20 protein-coding genes are annotated in these 22,495 nt (G+C 71.5%); 7 read left to right on the forward strand and 13 right to left on the reverse strand.

Translation table 11 applies throughout. From position 1 onward, the window contains the following. Positions 1-3 precede the first annotated feature (3 nt). From ACF06X_RS31730 to ACF06X_RS31740, 3 genes are read right to left on the reverse strand one after another with little or no spacing between them, the layout of a single operon-like run. Positions 4-1,539: a long-chain fatty acid--CoA ligase gene (locus ACF06X_RS31730; RefSeq protein ID WP_392290755.1), complete on the reverse strand. Its 1,536-nt coding sequence runs from the start codon at positions 1,537-1,539 to the stop codon at positions 4-6. An 11-nt stretch (positions 1,540-1,550) separates the two neighbouring features. Continuing rightward, positions 1,551-2,438 (reverse strand): amidohydrolase family protein, encoded by an 888-nt coding sequence (locus ACF06X_RS31735; RefSeq protein WP_392290756.1) that lies wholly within the window; start codon positions 2,436-2,438, stop codon positions 1,551-1,553. A 1-nt stretch (position 2,439) separates the two neighbouring features. Next, positions 2,440-3,432, reverse strand: coding sequence for an SDR family oxidoreductase (locus ACF06X_RS31740; RefSeq protein ID WP_392290757.1), 993 nt, complete (start codon positions 3,430-3,432; stop codon positions 2,440-2,442). A 220-nt stretch (positions 3,433-3,652) separates the two neighbouring features. Between ACF06X_RS31740 and ACF06X_RS31745 the strand changes: the two genes are divergently transcribed. Then, the gene (locus ACF06X_RS31745; protein WP_392290758.1) at positions 3,653-4,066 is read left to right on the forward strand and encodes a MarR family winged helix-turn-helix transcriptional regulator; all 414 of its coding nucleotides are present in this window, start codon (positions 3,653-3,655) and stop codon (positions 4,064-4,066) included. Between the two features lie 29 nt (positions 4,067-4,095). Here ACF06X_RS31745 and ACF06X_RS31750 read toward each other — a convergent pair whose 3' ends face one another. Next, positions 4,096-4,557 carry a DUF3237 domain-containing protein gene (locus tag ACF06X_RS31750; protein WP_392290759.1) on the reverse strand — a complete coding sequence of 154 codons (462 nt, stop codon included), beginning with the start codon at positions 4,555-4,557 and terminating at the stop codon, positions 4,096-4,098. Positions 4,558-5,040: 483 nt separating this feature from the next. Between ACF06X_RS31750 and ACF06X_RS31755 the strand changes: the two genes are divergently transcribed. Together ACF06X_RS31755 and ACF06X_RS31760 are read left to right on the forward strand one after the other, a co-directional pair. Next, a complete protein-coding gene (locus ACF06X_RS31755; protein ID WP_392290760.1) occupies positions 5,041-6,687 on the forward strand; it encodes an ABC transporter substrate-binding protein in 1,647 nt (548 codons plus the stop codon). A 32-nt stretch (positions 6,688-6,719) separates the two neighbouring features. Continuing rightward, the gene (locus tag ACF06X_RS31760) at positions 6,720-8,192 is read left to right on the forward strand and encodes an amidase (protein ID WP_392290761.1); all 1,473 of its coding nucleotides are present in this window, start codon (positions 6,720-6,722) and stop codon (positions 8,190-8,192) included. A 160-nt stretch (positions 8,193-8,352) separates the two neighbouring features. On the opposite strand, the gene ACF06X_RS31765 is transcribed toward ACF06X_RS31760, so the two are convergent. Genes ACF06X_RS31765 through ACF06X_RS31785 form a run of 5 tightly spaced genes read right to left on the reverse strand, consistent with a single transcriptional unit; the run spans position 8,353 to position 13,648 of the window. Next, positions 8,353-9,141, reverse strand: a complete 789-nt coding sequence (locus ACF06X_RS31765) for an ABC transporter ATP-binding protein (protein ID WP_392290762.1) — start codon at positions 9,139-9,141, stop codon at positions 8,353-8,355. Beyond that, the gene (locus ACF06X_RS31770; protein WP_392290763.1) at positions 9,134-10,129 is read right to left on the reverse strand and encodes an ABC transporter ATP-binding protein; all 996 of its coding nucleotides are present in this window, start codon (positions 10,127-10,129) and stop codon (positions 9,134-9,136) included. The genes ACF06X_RS31765 and ACF06X_RS31770 overlap by 8 nt, the downstream gene beginning before the upstream one ends. After that, positions 10,126-10,995 (reverse strand): ABC transporter permease, encoded by an 870-nt coding sequence (locus ACF06X_RS31775; protein WP_392290764.1) that lies wholly within the window; start codon positions 10,993-10,995, stop codon positions 10,126-10,128. Before ACF06X_RS31775 ends, ACF06X_RS31770 begins: the two co-directional genes overlap by 4 nt. Continuing rightward, on the reverse strand, positions 10,992-11,942 hold the full coding sequence (locus ACF06X_RS31780) for an ABC transporter permease (protein ID WP_392290765.1): 951 nt from the start codon (positions 11,940-11,942) through the stop codon (positions 10,992-10,994). The genes ACF06X_RS31775 and ACF06X_RS31780 overlap by 4 nt, the downstream gene beginning before the upstream one ends. Next, entirely contained in the window at positions 11,939-13,648 is a 1,710-nt protein-coding gene (locus tag ACF06X_RS31785) for a CocE/NonD family hydrolase (RefSeq protein ID WP_392290766.1), read from the reverse strand. Before ACF06X_RS31785 ends, ACF06X_RS31780 begins: the two co-directional genes overlap by 4 nt. 102 nt (positions 13,649-13,750) lie before the next feature. On the opposite strand from ACF06X_RS31785, the gene ACF06X_RS31790 reads away from it, so the two are divergent. Further along, positions 13,751-14,317: a TetR/AcrR family transcriptional regulator gene (locus tag ACF06X_RS31790; protein ID WP_392290767.1), complete on the forward strand. Its 567-nt coding sequence runs from the start codon at positions 13,751-13,753 to the stop codon at positions 14,315-14,317. A 24-nt stretch (positions 14,318-14,341) separates the two neighbouring features. On the opposite strand, the gene ACF06X_RS31795 is transcribed toward ACF06X_RS31790, so the two are convergent. After that, positions 14,342-15,139 (reverse strand): VOC family protein, encoded by a 798-nt coding sequence (locus ACF06X_RS31795; protein ID WP_392290768.1) that lies wholly within the window; start codon positions 15,137-15,139, stop codon positions 14,342-14,344. Between the two features lie 242 nt (positions 15,140-15,381). On the opposite strand from ACF06X_RS31795, the gene ACF06X_RS31800 reads away from it, so the two are divergent. The 3 genes from ACF06X_RS31800 (at position 15,382) to ACF06X_RS31810 (ending at position 17,427) form a co-directional block, all read left to right on the forward strand. Beyond that, positions 15,382-16,053: a helix-turn-helix transcriptional regulator gene (locus tag ACF06X_RS31800; RefSeq protein WP_392290769.1), complete on the forward strand. Its 672-nt coding sequence runs from the start codon at positions 15,382-15,384 to the stop codon at positions 16,051-16,053. A gap of 32 nt (positions 16,054-16,085) precedes the next feature. Further along, positions 16,086-16,574, forward strand: a complete 489-nt coding sequence (locus tag ACF06X_RS31805) for a DUF3291 domain-containing protein (RefSeq protein ID WP_392290770.1) — start codon at positions 16,086-16,088, stop codon at positions 16,572-16,574. Positions 16,575-16,716: 142 nt separating this feature from the next. Continuing rightward, complete coding sequence (locus tag ACF06X_RS31810) at positions 16,717-17,427, forward strand: DUF4232 domain-containing protein (RefSeq protein WP_392290771.1); 711 nt, start codon at positions 16,717-16,719, stop codon at positions 17,425-17,427. A 72-nt stretch (positions 17,428-17,499) separates the two neighbouring features. On the opposite strand, the gene xdhC is transcribed toward ACF06X_RS31810, so the two are convergent. From xdhC to ACF06X_RS31825, 3 genes are read right to left on the reverse strand one after another with little or no spacing between them, the layout of a single operon-like run. Then, positions 17,500-18,309 carry a xanthine dehydrogenase accessory protein XdhC gene (gene xdhC / locus ACF06X_RS31815; protein ID WP_392290801.1) on the reverse strand — a complete coding sequence of 270 codons (810 nt, stop codon included), beginning with the start codon at positions 18,307-18,309 and terminating at the stop codon, positions 17,500-17,502. Position 18,310: 1 nt separating this feature from the next. Further along, positions 18,311-20,689 (reverse strand): xanthine dehydrogenase molybdopterin binding subunit, encoded by a 2,379-nt coding sequence (gene xdhB / locus ACF06X_RS31820; RefSeq protein WP_392290772.1) that lies wholly within the window; start codon positions 20,687-20,689, stop codon positions 18,311-18,313. Next, entirely contained in the window at positions 20,686-22,203 is a 1,518-nt protein-coding gene (locus tag ACF06X_RS31825) for a xanthine dehydrogenase small subunit (RefSeq protein WP_392290773.1), read from the reverse strand. Before ACF06X_RS31825 ends, xdhB begins: the two co-directional genes overlap by 4 nt. Positions 22,204-22,495 lie beyond the last annotated feature (292 nt).

Raw genomic sequence — 22,495 nt, forward strand, 5'->3', positions numbered from 1 at the left:
TTACTACGGGAGGGCGGGACGGCCGGTGGCCGCGGAGCGTAGGGCGGGTTTGACGATCTTTCCTGAGGCGGTACGGGGGAGGGCGCCGGTGAAGGCGAGCGACTTCGGGATCTTGTACTTGGCGAGCCTGCCCCGGAGGTGGTCGAGGACGTCCCGCTCGGAGGCGTGTGCCCCCGGCGCGAGGACGACGACGGCGTGACCGACCTCGCCCCAGACCGGGTCGGGCACGCCGATGACCGCGCACTCCCCGACGGCGGGGTGACTCAGGATCGCGTCCTCGACCTCGGCCGGGTACACGTTCTCCCCGCCCGAGACGAACATGTCCTTGACCCGGTCGACGACGTAGGCGTACCCGTCGCCGTCCGTCCGGACGACGTCGCCCGTGCGCAGCCAGCCGTCGTCGGTGAACGCGGCCGCGGTGTCCTCCGGTCGGCGCCAGTAGCCCGTCATGACGTTCGGCCCGCTGACGAGGATCTCGCCGCGCTGTCCGGGCGCGGCCTCGCGGCCGTCGGGAAGGACCACGCGCGTGTCGGTGAAGAAGTGCGGCACGCCGGCGGAACCCGCCTTGGCGGAGGCCTGCTCCCGATCCAGGTAGAGGATGCCGGGGGAGGCCTCGGTCATGCCGTACCCCTGGCTGAAGGCCAGGCCGCGGGCGAGGTAGGTGGCGATGGTGCGGGCCGGGACCGGCGCGCCGCCGCAGTTGAGCGTACGCAGGCTGGACAGGTCCGCGTCCGCCCAGCGGGGCCGGGCCGCCATGGCGTCGTACATCGTCGGCACGCCGAACATGTACGTCACCCGCCGCCGTTCCACGGTCTCCAGGACGCGGTCCGGGTCGAACGCGCTCAGGAGCACCACGCGCCCGCCCTTGAGGAGGGTGGGCAGGCAGGTCATGTTGAGCCCGGCGGTGTGGAACAGCGGGGCCACGACCAGGGTGACCTCGTCCCCGGCCAGGTCGGTGTCGACGAGGACGTTGAGGCTGTTCCAGACGATGTTGGCGTGGGAGAGCACGGCGCCCTTGGGCCGGCCCGTGGTCCCGGAGGTGTACATGATCATGCAGGGGTCGCTCGCGGTCACGGCCTCGTCCAGCGGCTCCGTACCGCCGCCGGCGATCAGACCCTCGTAGCCGAGGGTGCCGGCGTCCCCCTCGCCGACCGTGATCCGGTGACGTACCCCCGCCTCGGCGGCCGCCGCGCCCGCCGGTCCGTCCAGCTCCGGGGCGTGGACCAGCACGGTGCTGCCCGAGTCGGTGAGGTTGTAGGCCAGCTCCCCTGCCGTCAGACGGGTGTTGAGCGGGACGAACACGGCGCCGAGGGCGCCGGAGGCGAACAGTGTCTCCAGGAAGGCCGGGTGGTTGGGGCCCAGGTAGGCGACGCGGTCCCCCCGTTCCACGCCCAGCGCGCGCAGCGCGTGGGCCAGGCGCAGGACGCGTGCGTACAGCTCTCCGTACGTCCACTCCCGCTCCTCGTGGACGACGGCGATCCGGTCGGGGGTCTTCCGGGCCCGGCGCGCCGGCCAGGAGCCGATGCCTTGGTTCAACACGGCGATCCCTCTCAGTCCTCGATCAGGCCGAGCAGGCGGGCCGCGTTGTCCTTGAGGATCTTCGGCCGCACCTCGGGTTTGATGTCGAGCGCGTCGAAGTCGGCCAGCCACCGGTCGGGTGTGATGACGGGGTAGTCGGAGCCGAAGAGGACCTTCTCCTTGAGCAGGGTGTTGGCGTAGCGCACCAGCTGCGGCGGGAAGTACTTCGGCGACCAGCCGGACAGGTCGATGTACACGTGCGGCTTGTGCGTGGCCACCGCCAGCGCCTCGTCCTGCCAGGGGAACGACGGGTGGGCCAGGATGATCCGGAGCTGCGGGAAGTCCACGGCGACGTCGTCGACCAGCATGGGGTTGGAGTACTTCAGCCGGATGCCGCCGCCCCCGGGGACACCGGCGCCGATGCCGGTCTGACCGGTGTGGAAGAGGGCCGGTACGCCGAGCTCCTCGATGGCTTCGTAGAGCGGGTAGGCGAGACGGTCGTCGGGGGAGAAGGCCTGGATGCTGGGGTGGAACTTGAAGCCGCGTACGCCGTACTCCTCCACCAGGCGGCGGGCTTCGCGGACCCCGGCCCGGCCCTTGTGCGGGTCGACGCTGGCGAAGGGGATGAGCACGTCGGGGTGGGCGGCGCAGCTTTCGGCGATCTCCTCGTTGGCGATGCGCGGGTGCCCGGTGGCGTGCTCGGCGTCGACGGTGAAGACGACGGCGGCCATGGTGCGCTGCCGGTAGTACGCCGCCATCTCCTCGATGGTCGGCTGCCGGTGCCCATGGGCCTTGAAGTACGTCTCCGAGGCGCTGAACAGCTCCGGGCTCAGCGCGCCGTGGCCGTCCCGGGACACTTCGGCATGGGTGTGCATGTCGATGGCGGTCAGCCGGGAGAGGTCGAGCGCGAGGTCGCTCATCTCAGGCCCCCGGAGCCTTCGGCGTCTCCGGCGTCTCCGGCGTCTCCGGCGTCTCCGGCGTCTCCGGCGTCTCCGGCGTCTCTGGTGTCGCCGGAGCCTTCGGAGCCGGGATGCCGTACGTCTCGGGTTCGGCGCCGACACCTCCGTACCACTCCTGGGCGATCGCGTCGGCGCTCCAGCCGCCGTCGGCGAAGGCGACCGCCTTCTCCCGCGGGTGCGCCCACAGCGCGAGCCGGTCGCCGCCGACACCGATGGCCTGCCCGGTGACGTCCTTGGCGGAGTCCGAGGCGAGGAAGGTGATCAGGCCGGCGACATCGTCGACCGTCCCGAGGCCTTCGTCCTTGCGCAGCCAGTCGGGCAGCGGGTTCCCGGTGCGCTCGGCCTCCTCGATGACCGGCGCGAAGGCGGGGATGGTCCTGGTCATCTCGGTGGCCGCGACGGGAACGACGGCGTTGACGGTGATGCCGGCCCTGGCCAGCTCCATCGCCCAGGTCCGCGCCATCGCGACGATCCCGGCCTTCGCGGCGGCGTAGTTGGTCTGGCCGAAGTTTCCCCGCTGGCCGGCCGGCGAGGAGATCAGGATGAGGCGGCCCCCGGTCGCCTGCTCCCGCATGCGGACGGCTGCCGCACGGGCGCAGGTGAAGGTGCCGCGCAGATGGACCCGGACGACGTCGTCGAAGTCGTCGTCGGTCATCTTCCACAGCACGCGGTCGCGCAGGATGCCCGCGTTGGTGACCAGCACGTCGATGCGTCCGAACTCCCGGACCGCCGTGTCGACCAGCCGCTCGGCCGCCTCGGTGTCGCCGACGGCGGCGACGAGACCGGCCGCCCTGCCGCCCGTGGAGGTGATCGCGGCGACGGCGGCGTCGACCGCTTCCGCGTCGACGTCGTTGACGACGACGGCGGCTCCGGCCGCGGCGAGCGCCCGGGCGTATCCGAGCCCCAGTCCGCGCCCGCTTCCGGTGACGACGGCCACCTTCCCGTACAGATCCATCTCGCGCCTCTCTCGTGGGTGGGCATGACGTGCCGGTGGGCGATCGGGCCGCCCGCCTCTCCATTGACAGGAATCCTGTCGATGGCCTGCGGTGGCGAGTGTGGTGGATTCTCAGGATTCCTGTCAATGGCCTAGGCTGACGCCGTCGAGTCCTGGCGACATCCGGTGGAGGCAATGGCATGGCGTCATCCGTGCGGTTCGTGGCGGCGGGAGGGGAGGAATGAGCCCCTCCCTGCTCTATCTGGTCAAACGGACCGAGCTGGTGGTACGCGCCCGCCTCGACGAGCTGCTCAAGCCCGCTGGCATCACGGCGCTGCAGTACACCGCCCTCACCGTGCTCGAACGGCACGACGGGGTGTCGGCCGCGCAGCTGGCCCGCGACTCCTTCGTCACGGCCCAGTCGATGGCCGACATGGTCCGCACCCTGGAGAAGCGCGGGCTGATCAGTCGCGAGCCCAACCCCCGTAACCGGCGCGAGAGGCTCATCCTGCTCACCGAGGCGGGCCGCCGGCTGCTGGCCGAGTACGCCGAACCGGCCAGGAGGCTCGAAGAGCGGATGGTCGGCGATCTCGGCGCCGAGGAGGTCGACCAGTTCCGCAGCGCCCTCAACCGCGCGTGGCGATCCCTGTCGTGACGTCGACTCCCGCCCGGCGCTGGGGCGCCCTACCGCACCGCGTACATACGAATGGCGACGACGTCATCCCCCTCCGGCCGGGCGAGGCCGACGAAGACCGTCCCCGTGAGCCATCGATGGGCGGGCGCGTCCGTCCGGAAGGCCGGCGAGGTCCGGTAGTAGTGCCCGGCTTCCGAGACCTTCAGGTCGCCGTCGTACTGGTCGGGGCTGTCGGGTGAGGGGCGGTAGAAGCCGCGGTTGACGATGTCGATCACGGCGCCGTCCTCGGCCTGGATGAGGTAGCGCGCGTCGAGCTCGCACACCTCGCCCCGGGTGCTGCTCCAGTCGCCCCCGCCCGCCAGCACCTTGCCGCGCAGCCGGGGGCCTTCCACCGTGCCGCCGACGATGGGGGTGAATTCGGTGACCTCCCCTTCGCCGTGGCCGATGTGGAGCGTGGTGGTGACGTGGGCGCGGATCTCGAACGCGAAGTCGAGAGCGGGAGTGAAGGGCATGGTGGTGCTCCGTTTCGTGGTGGGGTGTGCGCGGACCGCAGCGCATTCGTACGGGGGAGTCCGGGGAGTCGGCGGAGCGGGGCGGGCCGCGGCCCGGCGGCCGCATGGCCGCGTCGAGCGGCTCGCGCGGCGCACGGAGTGAGCGGGAAGGCCGGCCGGAGGCCGGTGGGCCGTGCCGAGGCGGCGGCGAGGTGCGTGGCAAGGCGCGCCGCGAGGGGCGTGGCGACGTGTGCCGCAACTGCCTGCCGATGCGCCGTGCGACGGCTCGGACGCTGAAGCTACAGCCCCCGACGTGGCGGCGCCAGCCCCGGGCCCGGCTCTGTCCACAGGACGCCGCAGGGTCTTGACGCGTTTGCCTCCCGGATGGAAACGTGACATGCAACAACGTTATATGACGTTCGTTTATCACGGCTCGACCGCAGCTCATCCCCTTCGACGGTGAGCGCGCTCCTCCCCTTCCCTCCTCGGCAAGGAGCATCAGCCATGGCTGCAAGAAAACCGGTGCTGACGGTGCTCATGAGCGTGGGGCTGCTGACCACGGCGTCCTGCACGTCCGCCCCCGGCGGAGGCACCGGCACACCCCGGCCCTCCCAGCTCACCAGCACCACCCCGCCCGGTACCGAAGCCGTCGACCGCGTCACGTGGGCCCTGCCCTACGGGGAGCCGACGACTCTCGACCCGGCGAAAGTCGGTGACTACTCGCCGCAGACGGTCGAAGCGAACCTCTGCGACACCCTGACGCGGATGAACGCGGACTTCTCCCTGAGCCCCGGTCTCGCCCGTAAGACGACCTGGGCCGACGGCCGCACCCTGGTGCTCGACCTCCGGGACGACGTCACCTTCTGGGACGGCTCCCGCATGACACCCCAGGACGTGGTGTACAGCCTGGAACGGCAGCGAGACCCGAAGACTCAGGCGCTGTACGGCAATTACCTCGCCGCCGTGACGTCGATCAAGGTCACCGGCCCCCACCAGGTGACGCTGCGCACCAAGACGTACGACCAGACCCTCCCCAAGGCGCTGGCCACCTCCTTCGGCGCGGTCAGCCAGAAGGCGTACACCCAGAAGGCCGGCGCCGCCTACGGCACCTCGCGCGGCGGGCTCATGTGCACCGGGCCGTTCGCGCTCGACGCCTGGAAGTCCGGCGACAGCATCAGCCTCACCCGTAACGACGCCTACTGGGACAGCGGGCTCAAACCCAAGGTCGGCCGGATCGACTTCCGGTTCATCACCAACAGCAACACCCTCACCAGCGCCCTCCTCTCCGGCGAGGTCGACGGCACCTACGAGCTGCCCACCACCAGCGCCACGGCGCTCGCCCGGGCGAAGAACGGCACGACCCACCTCGGCCCGTCCACCCAGAACGTCCTGCTCATCCCCGGCAACGCCACGTCGCCCGCCGCCGACCGCCGGCTCCTGGACGCCCTGTCGCTCGCCGTGGACCGTACCGCGCTGATCAAGAACGTCTTCGGTGGCGACGCTACGACGTTGAAGTCGCTCGTCCCACCGCTCACCTGGCGCGGTGACCCGGCCGCCGACCGATTCGACGCCGCGTACGCGGCGCTGCCCGCAGCGCCCGCGCCGGACCTCGAGAAGGCGAAGAAGCTCATGGCGGGGGTCAAGGCCGTGTCCCGGCCCCTCGTGGCCGCCATTCCGGCCGGCGACCAGAAGGGACTCCAGACGCTCACCTTCATTCAGGCCGCGGCGGAGAAACTGGGCGTCGACATCCGCATCAGACAGCTCCAGCCCACGGAGATGTCCTCCCTCTTCTACGACCCCTCCCTGCGGCAGGACATCGACCTGGTCCTCACCTTCGGCTACGTCGGCATGCCCGACCCGGCGTCGTACGTGGCCGAGATGGTCACCCCGCGCGGACTCTTCAACTGGACGAACTACCACAACGCCGAGGTCACCCGGTTGCTCACCGCGGCACGCACCTCCGCGGACCCCGCCGCCTCCGCCCAGGCCTACGCCGAGGCCCAGGCGCTCTTCACGCCCACCGTCCCGGCGCTCTTCCTCGCCACCACGCACGAACGGATGTTCATGAACAAGCGCATCAGCGGCGCGCCCACCTCGTTCGCCTACATGGGCATGCCGTGGGCCGCCCACCTCGGCGGTACGGCGAAGTGACACGCGGCCACCTCACCTCTCAGGAGACAGCGATGACCGAGACGACCGAGACGACCGACAGCACCGGCGACACACCGCTCTGGGACCGCTCGGCCGCTGAGCTGGCAGCCGGGATCCGAGACAGGGTCTTCTCCGCCACCGAGGTCGCCCAGGCCTTCCTCGAGCGGATCGACGCGACCAACCCCGCGCTCAACGCCCTCGTGGACGTCCGCCCCGAGGAGGCCCTGGCCCAGGCGGCGGAGGCGGACCGGAAGACCGCCGCCGGCGGGGAACCGGCGCCCCTGCAGGGTGTGCCGGTCTCCACCAAGATCAACACCTCGCAGCTCGGTTACGCCAGCTCGCACGGGGTCCCGGCCTGGGCCGGCGCCGTCGCCGCCGGTGACGCCGCCTGTATCGCGGCCCTGCGCCGGTCCGGCGCCAACCTCATGGGCCGCAGCAACAGCCCGGCGTTCGCCGTTCGGTGGTTCACCGGCAACGATCTCCACGGCAGGACGCTCAACCCCTGGGACGCCGGACACACTCCGGGCGGATCGTCCGGCGGCGCAGCCGCCGCCGTCGCGGCCGGGATGGTGCCGATCGCGCAGGGCAACGACATCGGCGGCTCCATCAGATTCCCCGCCTACTGCTGCGGAGCGGTCGGTCTGCGGCCCACCATGGGCCTCGTCTCCGGATGGGAACCCGGCGGGGACATGGAGTTCGACAGCCCGCTCTCCTTCCAGACCATGGCGGTCCACGGACCGCTGGGCTGGACGGTCGACGACGTGCGCCGGGGCCTGGACGCCATGGTCACACCCGACCTCCGCGACCCCGTCGGGCTCCCGGCCCGCCCACCGCTCGGCGCGCCCGGCGCACGGCCGATGAAGGTCGCCGTCGTCCGCGACGTCGGAATCGCCAAGCCCCACCCCGCCGTCGAGGCGGCCATGGACCACGCCGCCGCCTGGCTGGGCGAAGCCGGCTACGAAGTGGAGGAGGTCGAACTGCCGCTCCTCGGCGAGGCGGCCCGGCTGTGGTCGCTGCTCCTCTACGAGGAGCTGCGCACGATGATGCCGGAGATCGAGCGGTTCGGTGACGACACGGTCCGGATCTCCCTCGCCTCGTCCTTCGCCGCCGCCGCCGAGACCTGGGGCGAACAGCCCACGCTGGACGCCTACATCAAGGGATACGCACGGCGCGGGACGCTCATCACCCGCCTCCAGCAGTACCTGGGTGACGAGCGGATCCTCCTGACACCCGTGTCGGCGGAGCCCCCGTTCGAGCAGGACGCGGACCTGGCCGGCGACGCCCGGGTACGGGAACTGCTCGCCGCCCAGTGGCCCATGCAGGCGGTCCCGGTGCTCGGCTTCCCGGCCATGTCCGTCCCGACCGGCCTCGCCGACGGCCTCCCCTCCGGCGTCCAGCTCATCGGAGGACGCTTCCGCGAGCACCTGATCCTGGAGGCGGCCACGGTGATCGAGTCCCGCGCCCAGCGCACCCGCCCACCCCTGGACCGACTCCCCACCGCCTGAGCAGCCTCTAGGGGGTGTCTTGCCCGCCCCCTCGGTCGCCGCCGGAAACGGCCGCCGAGGGGGCGCGGTCGTTTCTCCGGCGGCAAGAAGAAGACGCTCGTCCGGCCCCCCGAGGCCGGACAAGCGTCTGTCTGTGCGTCTGTCTCCGTGCGGTAGCCGCTCAGGCTGCTTCCCGCACGGCCCTCCTGCGGGGCTTCCAGCCGGGCTTCGGGATGGAGTCGATGAGCCGCCGCGTGTACGGGTCCCGCGGACGCTCCAGTACGTCCGTGAGGGAGCCGTACTCGACGACCCGCCCCGCCCGCATCACCATGACCTCCTCGCTGATGTGCCGGACGGCGCCGAGGTCGTGGGTGATGAACAGCAGCGCCGTCCCGGTGCTCGCCCGGATGTCCGCGAGGAGGCCGAGGACCTGGGCCTGGATCGACACGTCGAGGGCCGCGATCGCCTCGTCCAGGATCAGCACCCGCGGTTCGGCGGCGAGCGCTCGGGCGATGGCGACGCGCTGACGCTGCCCGCCGGACAACGCCTTCGGCAGCGAGCGCGCCTGCCGCTCGTCGAGGCCCACCATGTCGAACAGCTCCGCGACCCGGGCCCGGAGCGCGTCCGCCGGCAGCCGCCGGTGCAGCAGGACCGCCTCCGCGACGGCGTCGCACACACGCTGGCGCCGGTCGAGGGAGGAGTACGGATCCTGGAAGACCATCTGGATCCCCCGCCCCCGGGCGCGTCGCTCGGCCGACCGGACCCGCCCGGGCCGGCGCTCCTCGCCCGCGACGAGGATCCGCCCGCCGCTGGGTGTGTCGAGCCCGGCGATCAGGCGCGCGGTGGTCGTCTTGCCGGACCCCGACTCGCCGACGACCGCGAGCGATCCCCGCTCGGGAAGGGTGAAGGAGACGTCGTCCACGGCGACGAAGCCGCCGAAGACCTTGCGCAGATTCCTCGCCTCAAGCATGGCGTGCGGCCTCCTCGGGAGAGAGCGTGTGCGGGAAGTGACAGGCCACCGTGCCGTCCCCGGTGGAGCGCGGCCGAGGGGACTCGCGGCGGCACAGGTCCCGTACGCGGGGACATCGGTCGCTGAAGGCGCACCCCGGCGGCGCCTCGAAGCCGGACAGGGGACGGCCGGTGATGGCCCGCAGCTCGGCGGTGGGGTCGCCGACGGCCGGGCGGGAGGCGAGCAGGGCGCGGGTGTACGGGTGGGCCGCACGGTCGCGCAGCGAGGCCGAGGGCAGCTCCTCGACGGTCGAGCCGGCGTACATCACCAGGACCCGGTCGCACACGGCGGCGGCCAGTTCCAGGTCGTGGGTGATGAACAGCATGGCGAGACCGCGGGCTTCCCGGGCCTCGCCGATGATGGCCATCACCTCCTCCTGCGTGGTCACGTCGAGGGCGGTGGTCGGCTCGTCGGCGAGCAGCAGGCGCGGTTCGGCGGCCAGCGCGGCGGCGATCATCACGCGTTGCAGCAGACCGCCGGAGAGTTCGTGGGGCCGCTGTCGCATCCGCCGGTCGGCATCGCCGATGCCGACCTCCCGGAGGATCTTCGTGACCTTGGCGACGGCCTGGGCGGTGGGGACGGAGCGGGCGCGCGTCAGGCCCTCCACCAGGAAGTCGCCCACGCTGCGGGCCGGGTTGATGTGGGCCCTCGGGTCCTGGAACACCATGGCGACGTCCGAGGCGCGGAACTCCCGCAGCCGTTCCCGTGTCATGTCCGGCACGGACTCACCCGCGAACAGCAGCTCGCCGTCCGTACGGGCCCCGCGCGGCAGCAGGCGCAGAACGGAGCGGGCCGTCAGCGACTTGCCCGACCCCGACTCGCCGACCAGGGCCACGGCGAGGCCCTCGGCGATGCTCACGTCGGCGCGGTGGACGACGGTCCTCATGGTTCCGTCGAGGGGGAGCGCGAGGCTGAGTCCGTCGATCTGGAGCAGCTGTGTCGATGTCATGCGTCTTCTCCGAGCAGGCGTCGGGACAGCCCCGTCCCCAGCAGGTTGAACGCGACCACCACCACGAGGATGACGAGGCCCGCGTAGAGCGACTGCTGGGGCTGGCCGGCGAGGATCGAGGGCGCTCCGTTGGACACCATCAGCCCCCACTCGGGCTCCGGGGGCTGGCTGCCGAGACCGAGGAACGAGAGGGCGGCCACGTCGAGCAGGGCGTACCCGAAGCCGATGGTGGCCTGGACGAGGACGAGGGGCAGCAGGTTCGGCAGCAGGTGCCGGATCCAGATGCGAGGAGTCGGTGCGCCGAGGAGCTGGAGCGCGGACACGTACGGCAGATGGCGTTCCCTGAGTGCGGCGGACCGCACGACCCGTGTGATCAAAGGCAGGTACGCGATCGACAGGGCGACGATCGGCGCGGCGAGACCCGGTCCGAAGACGGCGGCGGCGAGCACCGCCATGATCAGGCCGGGGAAGCCGAAGACGACGTCGAGAGCGCCGGAGACGCACCGGTCCAGCCATCCGCCCGCCCAGGCGGCGGCCAGCGCGAGCAGGGTGCCGAGCGTGGTGGAGATCAGGATGACCACGGCCGGCGCCGCCAGGCTCGACCGGGTCCCGCTGATGAGCCGGGACAGGATGTCGCGGCCGGTGTCGTCGGTCCCGAGGAGATGGGCGGCGGAAGACCCGGCGTTGACGTTCAGCGGGTCGACGGCGGTCGGGTCGTACGGGGCGACGACCGGACCCAGCACGGCCAGAAGCACGAACAGGGCGACCACCGAACCGGCGCCGAGCGTCAGCCAGTCGCGCGGTCGAGCGGTACGGGACGTCGCCTCCAGGGCGAGGGTGGCGCGGTCGGACAGGGCGGTGCTCATGAGGTGCCCTTCTGCGCTGCTCGGGGATCGAGCGCGGTACTGACGAGGTCCACGGCGGTGTTGATGACGACGAACGCGACCACGAAGAGGAGCGACACGGCCTGGACCACGGCCATGTCCTGCTTGGACGCCGCCTCGATCATCAGCGCCCCCAGGCCGCCGGTCCCGAACGCCTGCTCGGCGACGGCGGCGGTGGCGATGAGACCGGCGAGGCCGACGCCGGACACCGCGAAGACGGGACCGGAGGCGTTGTGCAGTACGTGCCGTCTGAGCACGGTCCGTTCGGGTACGCCGCGGGCGCGCGCGGTCTCCACGTGCTCCGAGCGCATCTCGGCGCGCACGGCGGTCCGGGTGACCTGCGAGACGTAACCGATCCAGGTCATCGCCAGCGCGAGGGCCGGCAGGGTGAGGTGGGAGAGCGTGCCGGTGAACCCCTCGCCGGATCCGTACACCGGGAACCACGGCAGCTGGACGCCGAACACCCAGATGAGCAGGACCGACATGATGAACGTCGGCACCGCCATCGCGCCCGCCGTGAGCGTCGTGGCGAGCATCTCCGTCCGGCCTCCGCGCAGGGCGGCGACGGTGCCGAGGAGGGTGCCGGTGACGAGGACCAGGACGGCGGCGTAGCCGACCAGTGCGAGGGTGTCGCCGGCGCGGGCGCCGATGAGGTTCGCGACGGTGTCGCGGTAGACCAGGGACTTTCCGAAGTCCCCCTGGAGGCAGCCGCTCAGCCAGTGCCAGTAGCCCGCCAGGAACGGATCGTCCAGGTGGTACTCGCGGTGGATGGCGGCGAGCACGGCGGGGTCGGGGTTCCGGCTGCCGCCGACGAGCAGCGTGGCGGGGTCGCCGGGGGTGAGGAAGAGGGCGCCGTAGATGGCGAGACTGGAGGCGAGGACGGTCACCACCAGGGTCGCCAGCCGGGTGGCGACGAACCGGAGCGTCATCGTGGATCGCCCCCCGTAGAGGTGTCGGGCAGGACGGTGAGGCGCAGGCGCGAGGGGTGGACGGATCCGGTCCGGAGCTTCTGGAGACTCGCTTTGGGGGCGACCGTCAGCCACGGGTTCTCGTGCGAACCGGAGTTGGGCAGATGGTTGGGGAAGTCGCTGCCGGCGATCATCAGCGCGAGCCGGTGTCCCGGGCGCAGGCGGTAACCGGTGTGGCCGAGCGCGATCTCCCGCTCGCCCGCGGCGTCCGCCTGGGCGCAGCCGCGGACGATCAGCCGGGCCGTGCCGTCGGGGGCGAGGTCGAGGAGCCGGACGAAGACGTCGAACGTGGGCGCCGTGCTCTCCACGTGCAGCACCGCGTGGACGGGACCGGCGAGGTCCAGCGGGGTGTCGCGGGCCGGCCCGGTGAAGACGAGGACGTCGTCCCGGTCCGCCGTGCTCCGCTCGTCGGGGTGATTGCGCAGCACCATGAAGGTGTCCGCCGTCGCCGAGGGGACCAGGTCGTCGGGGTCGTACCGCCACTCCACGGCCTCCGGCTCGGACGCCGGAGCGGCGGCGAGCAGACCGCCGGGGACCGGCCCGGTCGCGGCCGCCGGCCGGGTCAGGAAGAGATCGAGCGCGCTCGCCTCGGGCGGGGGCCAGGCCGTCGACGTACGCCAGTCGGCGTGGCCGAGCTTCCACCGTACGCGGGGAAGGGAATCGGGTCCGGCGGCGCCTTTCAGGAAGACGTCGAAGAACTCCAGCGCCGGACCGGTGTACGTGTCGAGCATGGCGTCGAGCGCCGCCTCGTCGGCCAGGTGGTCGGCGCCGGGGGAGACCGGGGCGTTCTCCAGGAAGTAGTTCTCGTGGTCGATCGTGTCGGCGACCAGATACTGCACGGCCGCCCACCCGGGGCGCCGGGCCAGCTCGGTGTAGTCGCGCATGTGGGCGATGCCGAGGTTGTCGAACCAGCCGACGCAGTGCAGGACGGGGACGGGCCGGGCGTCGTACGGATGCGGTCCGTTGTACGGGGGCAGCGGGATGCCGGCCACGACGAGGTCGAAACCGGCCGAGCGCTTCCCGATGGCGGCGAAGGCCTCTTCGTACGCGTCGATCAGCGGGCGCTTGGTGAGGTCGGCGGTGAATTCGTAGCCGTCGTTGTCGATCCAGACGTGCGCCTGGTAGTCGGCGCCCTCCAGCCAGAGGGGCTGCCGGCCGGATCCGGTGTCGTAACTCGCCACACCCGGGCCGTTGTGGGTGCAGGTCACCCGGGGGACGATCGCCCGAAGGGCGGGGTGCTGGCCGACGACGGCCGACCACTGGGTGAAGCCGTAGTAGGAATCGCCGAACATGCCGACGATCCCGTTGGACCACGGCTGGCGCGTGACCCACTCGATGGTGTCGTAACCGTCGTCGACCTCGCCGGTCCAGCCCAGGGTCTCGCCCTGGGAGCGGAACTTGCCCCGGACGTCCTGCACCACCATGACGTAACCGCGCGCCGTGAACCGCGCCGCGATCTTCTCGAAGAAGACGTAACGGCTGTTCTTGTCGTACGGCAGACGCACCAGCACGGTCGGGGCGGGTTCCGTACCCGCGCCCGTACTCGCGCCCGTACCCGTGCCGTAGACGTCGGTCGCCAGCAGGACGCCGTCCCGCATGCGGACCATGTGCTGCCGTGCCCCCGGGGGGACGGGCTGGGGGGTGACGCGCTCGACGGCAAGGCTCATGGGCCCTCCACGGAGAAGAGAACATAGAGAAAACAATGTGATATAACAGCGTTGCATCTCGATGACAGCAGCGTCAACCCCCCTCTGAGCTAGGTTGCTTCCATGCCGATCGACGTCGACGAAGTCCAGCGCCGCAAGGAAATCGCCCAGGCCACCCTTGCCGTCGCCGCCCGCGACGGCGCGCGCGCGATCACCATCCGCGCCGTGGCCAAGGAGCTGGGCGGATCCACGGCGATGGTCACCAACTACGTCCCGACGCGGATGGCCCTGATCATCAACGCCGTCCGCGCCGCCGAGTCGCGCTGGCGCACCGACCTGGAAGCCCGCGTGGGGGAACTCCTCGGCAAGGAACGTCTCCTGGCCACGGTCGAGTGGAACCTCAGCACCGAGCCCGACGACCTGCTGCTGCGGACGCTGTGGGTCGAGATGCTCTCCTCGCTGCACACCGACCCGAACGGCGCCGACCAGCGCGAACCGCGGGAGTCCCGCCAGGAGTTCCTCGACGCGGCCGCGGCGGCGGGCGTCCCCGACCCGGAACTGGCGGCGGACGTCCTCTTCCTGCTGACCCGCGGCTACTTCATCTCCACCGTCGAGGACCCCTCCTTCTGGACGACCGAACGGGCCACGCGCGTGGCCCGCGCGGTCGTGGACACCCTCGTCGGCCGCTGAGGCGCCCCCGCGCCCGTACGGCCGTCACATACCGACGGGCTTGAGGACCACGAAGTCGGCGTTCGACGGGTCGACGCAGACAGCGAGCCGGCCGACGCCCTCCGCGTCCTCCGGCCCCATCTGCACGCTGCCGCCGTTCCCGGTGACCGCGGCGACCGCGGCATCGCAGTCGTCGACCGCGAAGACGGGGTGCCAGTACGGCCGGCCGTTCGTCAGCGTGAGGTCCTCCTTGCGGAGCTCCATCAGACCGCCGTGCATCCGCTCCTCGGGAAGCCCGGCGGGAGTGATGAGGGAGTACGTGCCCCCGCCGCCGGGCAGCTCCATGTCACTGAACCGCCAGCCCAGGACGGAACCGTAGAACTCCTTCGAGGCCGCGGCGTCGCTCGTGTACAGCTCGGTCCAGGACAGCGAACCCGGCTCGTCCACCAACTCGACACCGTTGTTCGTTCCCGGCTGCCAGACGGCGAACTCTCCCCCCAGAGGGTCGCTGTACTGCGCCATCCGGCCCCACCCGTCGAGGTCCCTCGGCGGCACCCGCACCCGGCCGCCCCCGAGCTCCACCGCGCGGGTGGTGGCGTCCGCGTCGGTGACGGTGTAGTAGATCATCCAGGCCGAGCGCGCACCCTCCTCGGTGAGCTTGCCGAGCCCGGCGACGATCTTTCCGTCCTTCCGGAACATCCCGCCTTCCATGTCGGGCCCCTCACCCATGGATTCGTACTCCCACCCGAGGACGGTGCCGTAGAAGGCGGCGGCGGCCCGGACGTCGGGCGCGCCGAGGTCGAGCCAACAGGGGGAGCCGGGTACGAAGTCGGTGGTGATCATGATCGTCGCCTTTCGCGGGTCCTGTACGACTCAGCCTGGCACCGGCCTCTGACACCCGCCCGTCGACCGCCCCCGGTCCGGCCCCTCGCCGAGCCGGGGCCGGCTCGGTCTGGGCATCCTGACGTTCGGTCTGAGCGTCCTGGCGCCGGCCAAAGCATCGTCCCCCCGTCGGCCCGCGGCTGCGGACACCGTCGCGGGGGCGCGTTTCTAACTCCAACCTGTGTCGTTCCTAGAATGGTCAGGTGGAGGACATCGACGCGATCGCAATGTTGCAGGACCCGGTGCGGCGCCGCCTGTACGAGTACGTGGCGGCACAGGGGCGCGAGGTCGGCCGCAACGAGGCCGCCGAGGCGGCCGGCGTGGCCCGCACGCTCGCCGCGCACCATCTGGACAGGCTGACCGAGGCCGGACTGCTGGAGAGCGGCAGCCGCCGCCTGACGGGCCGCTCGGGGCCCGGTGCGGGCCGCCCCGCCAAGGTGTACACGCGTGCGCCGGTGGAGCGGTCCGTGTCGCTGCCCGCCCGTGACTACCGTACGGCCGCCGAGTTGCTGGCCGAGGCCGCCGAACAGGCGGGGTTGGACGCCGGGCTCTGCGCCGCCGCACGCCGCCGGGGCGAGGCCCTGCGCGGCTCGGCGGCGCCCTGTGGCGGGCTCGAAGAGGCCATGGAGACGCTCGCCGCCCGCGGCTACGAACCGCACGTGGAGGGCGCGGAAGACGATGCCGGGCGGGTCGTCCGTATGCGCAACTGCCCCTTTCACGCCGTCGCCGAGCGTTTCCCGCCGCTCGTCTGCGGCATGAATCTCGCGCTGCTGGAGGGGCTGCTCGGCACCGACGGCCCGGTCCGCGCTCGCATGGACGCCCGGCCGGGGGAGTGCTGTGTGGTGGTCGAGCGTTCTAAAAACAACGACCATTGACATAGAAATGCGGGGCGTGCTGGGATGAGGTCATGACCTCACCCACGCGCGCCGCCCACCTCGCCCAGCTCAACGTCGCCACGCTCCGCCACCCCCTCGACGACCCGCGCGTGGCGCCGTTCGTCGAGATGCTCGATCCGGTCAACGCGGCCGCCGACGCCGCGCCCGGCTTCGTGTGGCGGCTCGTGGAGGAGGGCGCGGCCGACGCCACCGGCCTGCGCCCGGCGGGTGAGGACGTCATCGTCAACCTGTCGGTGTGGGAGACCCAGGAGGCTCTGTGGGACTTCGCCTACCGCAGCGGGCACCTGGAGGCGATGCGGCGGCGCCGCGAATGGTTCGAACGGCACGTCGAGGCACACCTGGTGCTCTGGTGGGTACCCGCCGGCCACCTGCCCACGGTCGCCGAGGCCCTGGAGCGGCTGGCGGACCTGCGGGAACAGGGCCCGTCCCCGCGCGCGTTCACCTTCGCCTCCTCCTACACCGCGGCCGAGGCCGCCCCGCACGAGCCGGCCACGTCGTGACCGTCCGACGGAATCGCCTCTTCCCTGTACCTCCTCCGTAACAGAGCTGTCAGGCACGTGTGTTGTGGCCGAACCGTGTGCAGACTCCGGCTGAAAGCGAGAGTCGAGAGCGGCCGCCCGCGGCCGACCACGGGGGAACACCATGAACACTCCTGCCTGTCAGCACCGCAAGAGTCCCAGGGGCTGGAAGCCCTACGCCGTCGGCGCCGCGGTGGTCGCCGCGCTGCTCGCGTCCACGGCGTGCGAGCCGGCCGCGTCCGATGGCGCGGACGGGGCCAAGCCCTCGGACCGGCCGAGCGCCACGACCTCCGCGAAGCCGGGCGAGACCGCTTCGGCCAAGCCGAGTGGGACGACTTCGCCCAAGCCCGGCGGCACTCCGGGCAAGCCCGGCGGGAACGGCGGCACCGTCTCCGCCTGCACCGCCGACGACCTCGCGGTCTCCGCCGAGAAGGAGCCGGCGGACAGCAAGGAGGCCAGGCACCTCCTCATCACCGTCCAGAACGTGGGCGACGAGAAGTGCGACCTCTACCACTATCCGCTCGTACGGCTCGGTGCCGACGCCCGGACCACGGTCCCCGTGATCAAGGACAGCGACCCGGACCCGGGGAAGCCCGTCACCATCGCTCCGGGCGAGGAGGCCTACGCCGCCCTGCTGGTCAGCGGCGGCGCCAGGGACGAGTACGAGGCGAAGAGCATCTCCCTCACCCTCCAGGGCCACAAGCCCGGCAGCAGGGCGAGCAAGCCGATGGACGTCCCCATGCCCGTCACGACCTTGTACGCGGACGACGGTCAGCTCGTCACGTACTGGACGACCGCCGAGGGCGCGGCCCTGGACTTCATCATGTCCAAGTGAGGCCGGAGGGGTGCCCCGCCGTGCGCGTGCGCACGAGCGCGGGGCACCCCTCGTCGCTCCGACGGGGGAGAGTCAGCACCCCTCGGTCTCGAAGGTGCGCAGCAGATCGGCGGCGACGCTCACGGCGATGGTCGCCGGCTCCTTGCCGGCGATGTCGGCCAGCCCGATCGGAGTCTTGATCCGACCGATGGTGGCCTCGTCGTGACCGCCCTCGGTGGCGAGACGCTTGCGGAACCGCGCCCACTTCGCCGCCGAACCGATCAACCCGATGGATCCGAGCCGGGGGGTACGCAAGGCGGCGTCGCACAGAGCGGCGTCCTCGGCGTGATCATGAGTCATGATCAGGACGTGGGTGCCGGGCGGCAACTCCGCCAGCACCTCCTCGGGCAGCAGCGGCGTGTGATGCACGTGCACCCGCGCCACCGCGTCCGCCAGCACGTCGAGCCGTTCCTCGGTGAGCATGCCGGCACGGCTGTCGATCAGGTGGAGGTCGAGGTCCTGGCGCGCCAGGACGCGCGCCAGCTCCAACCCGACGTGACCGACGCCGAAGACCGCCACCGCCCGTACCACCGGCAGCGGTTCGAGCAGCACCGAGACGGTGCCGCCGCAGCACTGCACGCCGTGCTGGTTGGTCACCTTGTCGTTCAGGGCGAAATCGATCAGCTCCGGCTCCGGCTCGGAGGCGCCGATCATCTCCCGGGCCCGGTCGATCGCGACGGCCTCGACATTGCCGCCGCCGATCGAGCCCCAAGTCTCGCTCCGCCCCACGACGAGTTTCGCACCGGCGTCGCGCGGGGCGTGGCCGCGCACGGTCGCGACGGTCACGAGCACGCCGGGCTCCCGGCGTGCCCGCAACCGCGCGACCGCGGCGATCCACGTCATGTCAGGCACTGCTCAACGCTTCCGCGTCGGCTCGGACCGTGCCGTCGGCGGCATTGTCCCGGCGAGCTGCCTGGATCGCCCAGTACACCGCCTCCGGCGTCGCGGGCGAGGCCAACTCGACGCTCACCCCGCCCGGCCCGAACGCGGCCGCGGCCTGCCGCAACGCCTCGCGCACCGAGAACGCCAGCATCAGCGGAGGCTCACCCACCGCCTTGGAGCCGTACACCGCGCCGTCCTCGGCGGCGTGTTCGAGCAGCGTGACGTTGAACTCCTCGGGCATCTCCGAGAAGCTCGGCAGCTTGTACGTGCTCGCCGCCTGGGTCAGCAGTCGGCCGCGGTTCGGCCCGTCGCCCGCGTCCCAGCGCATGTCCTCGAGCGTCAGCCAGCCCGCGCCCTGCACGAAACCACCCTCGACCTGGCCGATGTCGATCATCGGGGACAGGCTGTCGCCGACATCGTGCACGATGTCCACCCGCCGGATGCGGTACGCGCCGGTGAAGCCGTCCACCTCCACCTCGGTCGCGGCGGCGCCATGGGCGAAGTACTTGAACGGCGACCCCTTGAACGCCTTCGCGTCCCAGTGCAGCCCCTCGGTCCGGTAGAAACCGGCCGCCGACAGCTGAACGCGCTGGAAGTACGCGGTGCGCACCAGGTCGTCCCAGCCCAGCTCCCTGTCGCTGCCCAGCGCGCGTGCGACGCCGTCGACGATGCGTACGTCCGAGGCGTTCGTACCGAGCTGGGTGGCGGCGACCCGCAGCAGCCGCTCGCGCAACTGCTCGCAGGCGTTCTTCACCGCGGCGCCGTTGAGATCGGCCCCGGCGCTGGCGGCGGTGGCGGAGGTGTTGGGGACCTTGTCGGTACGCGTCGGGGCCAGCCGCACCTTGTGGAGCGGGATCCCCAGCGCGGTCGCGGCGACCTGCAGCATCTTGGTGTGCAGACCCTGGCCCATCTCGGTGCCGCCGTGGTTGATCAGGACCGAGCCGTCCTTGTAGATCAGCACCAGCGCGCCGCCCTGGTTGAAGGCGGTGAGGTTGAACGAGATGCCGAACTTGAGACCGGTGATCGCGAGGGCCCGCTTGGTGTGCGGGTGCGCGGCGTTGAAGGCGGCGATCTCGCGCCTGCGGTCGGCGACGCCGGCGTTCTCCTTGACCTGCTCCCAGACGGCGGAGATCCGTTCGGGCTGGACGACCGGCTGTCCGTACGGCGTCGACTGACCCGGCCCGTAGAAGTTGCGCTCCCGCAGCTCCATCGGATCCAGGCCGAGCAGCGGCGCGCACCGGCCCATGATGTCCTCGATCACCAGCATGCCCTGCGGTCCGCCGAAGCCGCGGAAGGCGGTGTTGGAGACCTTGTTGGTCTTGGCGACGCGACCGGCGATGCGGGCGTTGGGGATCCAGTAGGTGTTGTCGATGTGGCAGAGCGCGCGGGCCACCACCGGCTCGGACAGGTCCAGACTCCAGCCGCCGTCCGCGGTCAGGGTGGCGTCCAGGGCCCGGATACGGCCGTCGGCGTCGAAGCCGATCCGCCACGCGGCGTGGAAGCCGTGCCGCTTACCGGACATGGTCAGATCCTGGGTGCGGTTGAGCCGCACCCGAACCGGCCGGCCCGTCAGCTTGGCGCCGAGCGCGGCGACGGCCGCGAACCCGTGCGGCTGCATCTCCTTGCCGCCGAAGCCGCCGCCCATCCGCAGGCACTGCACGGTCACCTCGTGGCTGTGCAGACCGAGCACGTGCGCGACGATCTCCTGCGTCTCCGAAGGATGCTGGGTGCTGCTCTGGACGAAGACCTGCTCGGCCTCGTCGACATACGCCAGCGCCGCGTGCGTCTCGAGGTAGAAGTGTTCCTGGTCGGAGAAGTGGAACTCGCCGGTGAACACGTGCGCGGAGTCGGCGAAGCCGGCGTCGACGTCGCCGGTCAGCATCACCGGCCGAGCGCCGTGGAAGCTTTCCGCCGCGATCGCGTCCCGCAGCGTGATCACGGAGGGCAGTTCGTCGAGTTCCACCTCGACGGCCGCCGCACCGAGCCGGGCCGCCTCCAGGGTCTCACCGAGCACCCAGGCGACCGCGTGGCCGTGGAACATGACCTCGTCGGGGAAGAGCGGTTCGTCGTGCTTCATCCCGGCGTCGTTGACGCCGGGAACGTCGGCACCCGTCAGGACGCGGACCACACCGGGCACGGCCAGCGCGGGCTCGGTGCGCAGCGCGGTGATCCTGCCGTGGGCCTTCATGACCTGGACGGGGTAGGCGTGCAGGATGTCCTTGGTGCGGTGCACCAGGTCGTCGGTGTAGAGCGCGGCGCCGGTGACGTGAAGGACCGCGCTCTCGTGCGGCATCGAGACACCGACGACGGGCTTTTCGGGACGCTCGGACAACTGACTCATGACGACACCGCCTCGCTGGTCTGCGCGTACAGCTTCAACAGGCTCTGGCCGAGCATCGCGGAGCGGTACTCGGCGCTGGCGCGGTGATCGCTCATCGGCGTGCCCTCGGCCCGCAGCACCGACGCCGCGGCCTCCACGGTCTCCGCCACCCACGGCCTGCCCTCCAGGGCCGCCTCGGTGGCGAGGGCGCGGATCGGGGTGGCGGCCACGCCGCCCAGGCCGATGCGTGCCGTGCGGACGATCCCGTCCTCGATGTCGAGCGCGAAAGCGACCGCGACGCTGGAGATGTCGTCGAAGCGCCGCTTGGCGATCTTGTGGAAGGCCGTGACCGGCGACAGCGGCAGCGGGACGCGCACCGCGCGGATCAGCTCGCCGGGACGGCGCACGCTCTGCCGGTAGCCGGTGAAGTACGCGGAGAGGGGGACCTCGCGCTCGCCGTCGGCGTCGGCGAGTACCACCGACGCCTCCAGCGCGAGCAGCACCGGTGGGCTGTCGCCGATGGGCGAGCCGGTGCCCAGGTTGCCGCCGAGGGTCGCACCGTTGCGGATGAGCCGGGACGCGAACTGCGGGAACAGCTCGGCGAGGAGCGGGACGGCGCCGTCGAGGCGGCGTTCGATCTCGGTGAGCGTCAGCGCCGCCCCGATCTCGATGTGGTCGGACTCGACGCGCAGCTCCCGCAGTTCGGGCAGCCGGTCGACCGCGACCACGCAATCCGCCCTGCGCGCACGGATGTTCACCTCCACGCCCCAGTCGGTGGAGCCCGCGACGACCACCGCGTCGGGCCGCTCGCGCAACAGCCGCAGCGTTTCGTCCAGGGTGCTCTTCCGCAGGAACGCGCTGCCGTCCCGGGTGTATTCGGTGGCGACCGGTGGGGGCGGGGACTGCTCGCGCCGGCGGGCCAGCGGGTCCTCGTCGGTGGGCGTACCGACGGCGAACGCGGCATCGCGAATCGGGCGGTAACCGGTGCAGCGGCACAGGTTCCCGCTCAGCGCGTGCAGATCGAAACCGTTCGGACCGTGCTCGGCGTCGGTGCCCGTGCCGGTGCCGGTGCCGGTGCCGGCGTCCAGGTTCGGGTTCGAGTCCGGACCTGGGTCCGCGTCCGCGTGCGCGCAGCGGTCGGGGCGGTAGTACTCGGCGGCCATGCTGCAGACGAAACCCGGTGTGCAGTAACCGCATTGGGAGCCGCCGCGGACAGCCATCTCCTCCTGCACCGGGTGCAGGGCGGGCGGCCTGCCGGGTTCGCCGGCGGGGCTGAGACCTTCGGAGGTGATGATCTCCTGGCCGTCGAGCGCCGCGACCGGGACCAGGCAGGCGTTGACCGCCACCCAGTCGGTGGGCTTGTTCACGCCCGGACGGGCCACCAGGACCGAACAGGCGCCGCACTCACCCTCGGCACAGCCCTCCTTGGTGCCGGTGAGGCCACGTTCGCGCAGGAAATCCAGCGTCGTGGTGTGGGGCGCGGCCGGTGAAATCGGTGCTTCTTTCCCGTTGACCGTGATCCGCGCCCCTACCATGACAGACCTTCGTTCCGGTGCGCGATGGGTCGATTGATCATGTTCGCCAATGTCGGGCAGCTTTCTGTGTTCAGCCGCGCCACGTGAGAGGGGCGGGCGAAGAACGGCACGCGTCAGCGACGTGCCAGGAGATCAGAAATGGTGAAGAGAAACCCGGAAAAACGTGCCACGGAAGGGCACGTCAGAACGGCGCGGTCAGCAGCCGTGCGCGATACGACCCGGAACCCAGACCGTGCTGTGGGCGAGGCGACTCAGGTCAGAGCTGGTGTACATCCGCCGGTCGCCTCCTCTC

This window comes from Streptomyces sp. NPDC015346 (assembly GCF_043078785.1).
Taxonomy (GTDB): Bacteria; Actinomycetota; Actinomycetes; order Streptomycetales; family Streptomycetaceae; genus Streptomyces.

Excerpts from the sequence above, each read along its gene's own strand:
- ACF06X_RS31735 (WP_392290756.1), bottom strand. The coding sequence starts at position 2,438 with ATGAGCGACCTCGCGCTCGACCTCTCCCGGCTGACCGCCATCGACATG.
- ACF06X_RS31740 (WP_392290757.1), bottom strand. The coding sequence starts at position 3,432 with ATGGATCTGTACGGGAAGGTGGCCGTCGTCACCGGAAGCGGGCGCGGA.
- ACF06X_RS31745 (WP_392290758.1), top strand. The coding sequence starts at position 3,653 with ATGAGCCCCTCCCTGCTCTATCTGGTCAAACGGACCGAGCTGGTGGTA.
- ACF06X_RS31750 (WP_392290759.1), bottom strand. The coding sequence starts at position 4,557 with ATGCCCTTCACTCCCGCTCTCGACTTCGCGTTCGAGATCCGCGCCCAC.
- ACF06X_RS31755 (WP_392290760.1), top strand. The coding sequence starts at position 5,041 with ATGGCTGCAAGAAAACCGGTGCTGACGGTGCTCATGAGCGTGGGGCTG.
- ACF06X_RS31760 (WP_392290761.1), top strand. The coding sequence starts at position 6,720 with ATGACCGAGACGACCGAGACGACCGACAGCACCGGCGACACACCGCTC.
- ACF06X_RS31765 (WP_392290762.1), bottom strand. The coding sequence starts at position 9,141 with ATGCTTGAGGCGAGGAATCTGCGCAAGGTCTTCGGCGGCTTCGTCGCC.
- ACF06X_RS31770 (WP_392290763.1), bottom strand. The coding sequence starts at position 10,129 with ATGACATCGACACAGCTGCTCCAGATCGACGGACTCAGCCTCGCGCTC.
- ACF06X_RS31775 (WP_392290764.1), bottom strand. The coding sequence starts at position 10,995 with ATGAGCACCGCCCTGTCCGACCGCGCCACCCTCGCCCTGGAGGCGACG.
- ACF06X_RS31780 (WP_392290765.1), bottom strand. The coding sequence starts at position 11,942 with ATGACGCTCCGGTTCGTCGCCACCCGGCTGGCGACCCTGGTGGTGACC.
- ACF06X_RS31785 (WP_392290766.1), bottom strand. The coding sequence starts at position 13,648 with ATGAGCCTTGCCGTCGAGCGCGTCACCCCCCAGCCCGTCCCCCCGGGG.
- ACF06X_RS31790 (WP_392290767.1), top strand. The coding sequence starts at position 13,751 with ATGCCGATCGACGTCGACGAAGTCCAGCGCCGCAAGGAAATCGCCCAG.
- ACF06X_RS31795 (WP_392290768.1), bottom strand. The coding sequence starts at position 15,139 with ATGATCACCACCGACTTCGTACCCGGCTCCCCCTGTTGGCTCGACCTC.
- ACF06X_RS31805 (WP_392290770.1), top strand. The coding sequence starts at position 16,086 with ATGACCTCACCCACGCGCGCCGCCCACCTCGCCCAGCTCAACGTCGCC.
- ACF06X_RS31810 (WP_392290771.1), top strand. The coding sequence starts at position 16,717 with ATGAACACTCCTGCCTGTCAGCACCGCAAGAGTCCCAGGGGCTGGAAG.
- xdhC (WP_392290801.1), bottom strand. The coding sequence starts at position 18,309 with ATGACGTGGATCGCCGCGGTCGCGCGGTTGCGGGCACGCCGGGAGCCC.
- xdhB (WP_392290772.1), bottom strand. The coding sequence starts at position 20,689 with ATGAGTCAGTTGTCCGAGCGTCCCGAAAAGCCCGTCGTCGGTGTCTCG.
- ACF06X_RS31825 (WP_392290773.1), bottom strand. The coding sequence starts at position 22,203 with ATGGTAGGGGCGCGGATCACGGTCAACGGGAAAGAAGCACCGATTTCA.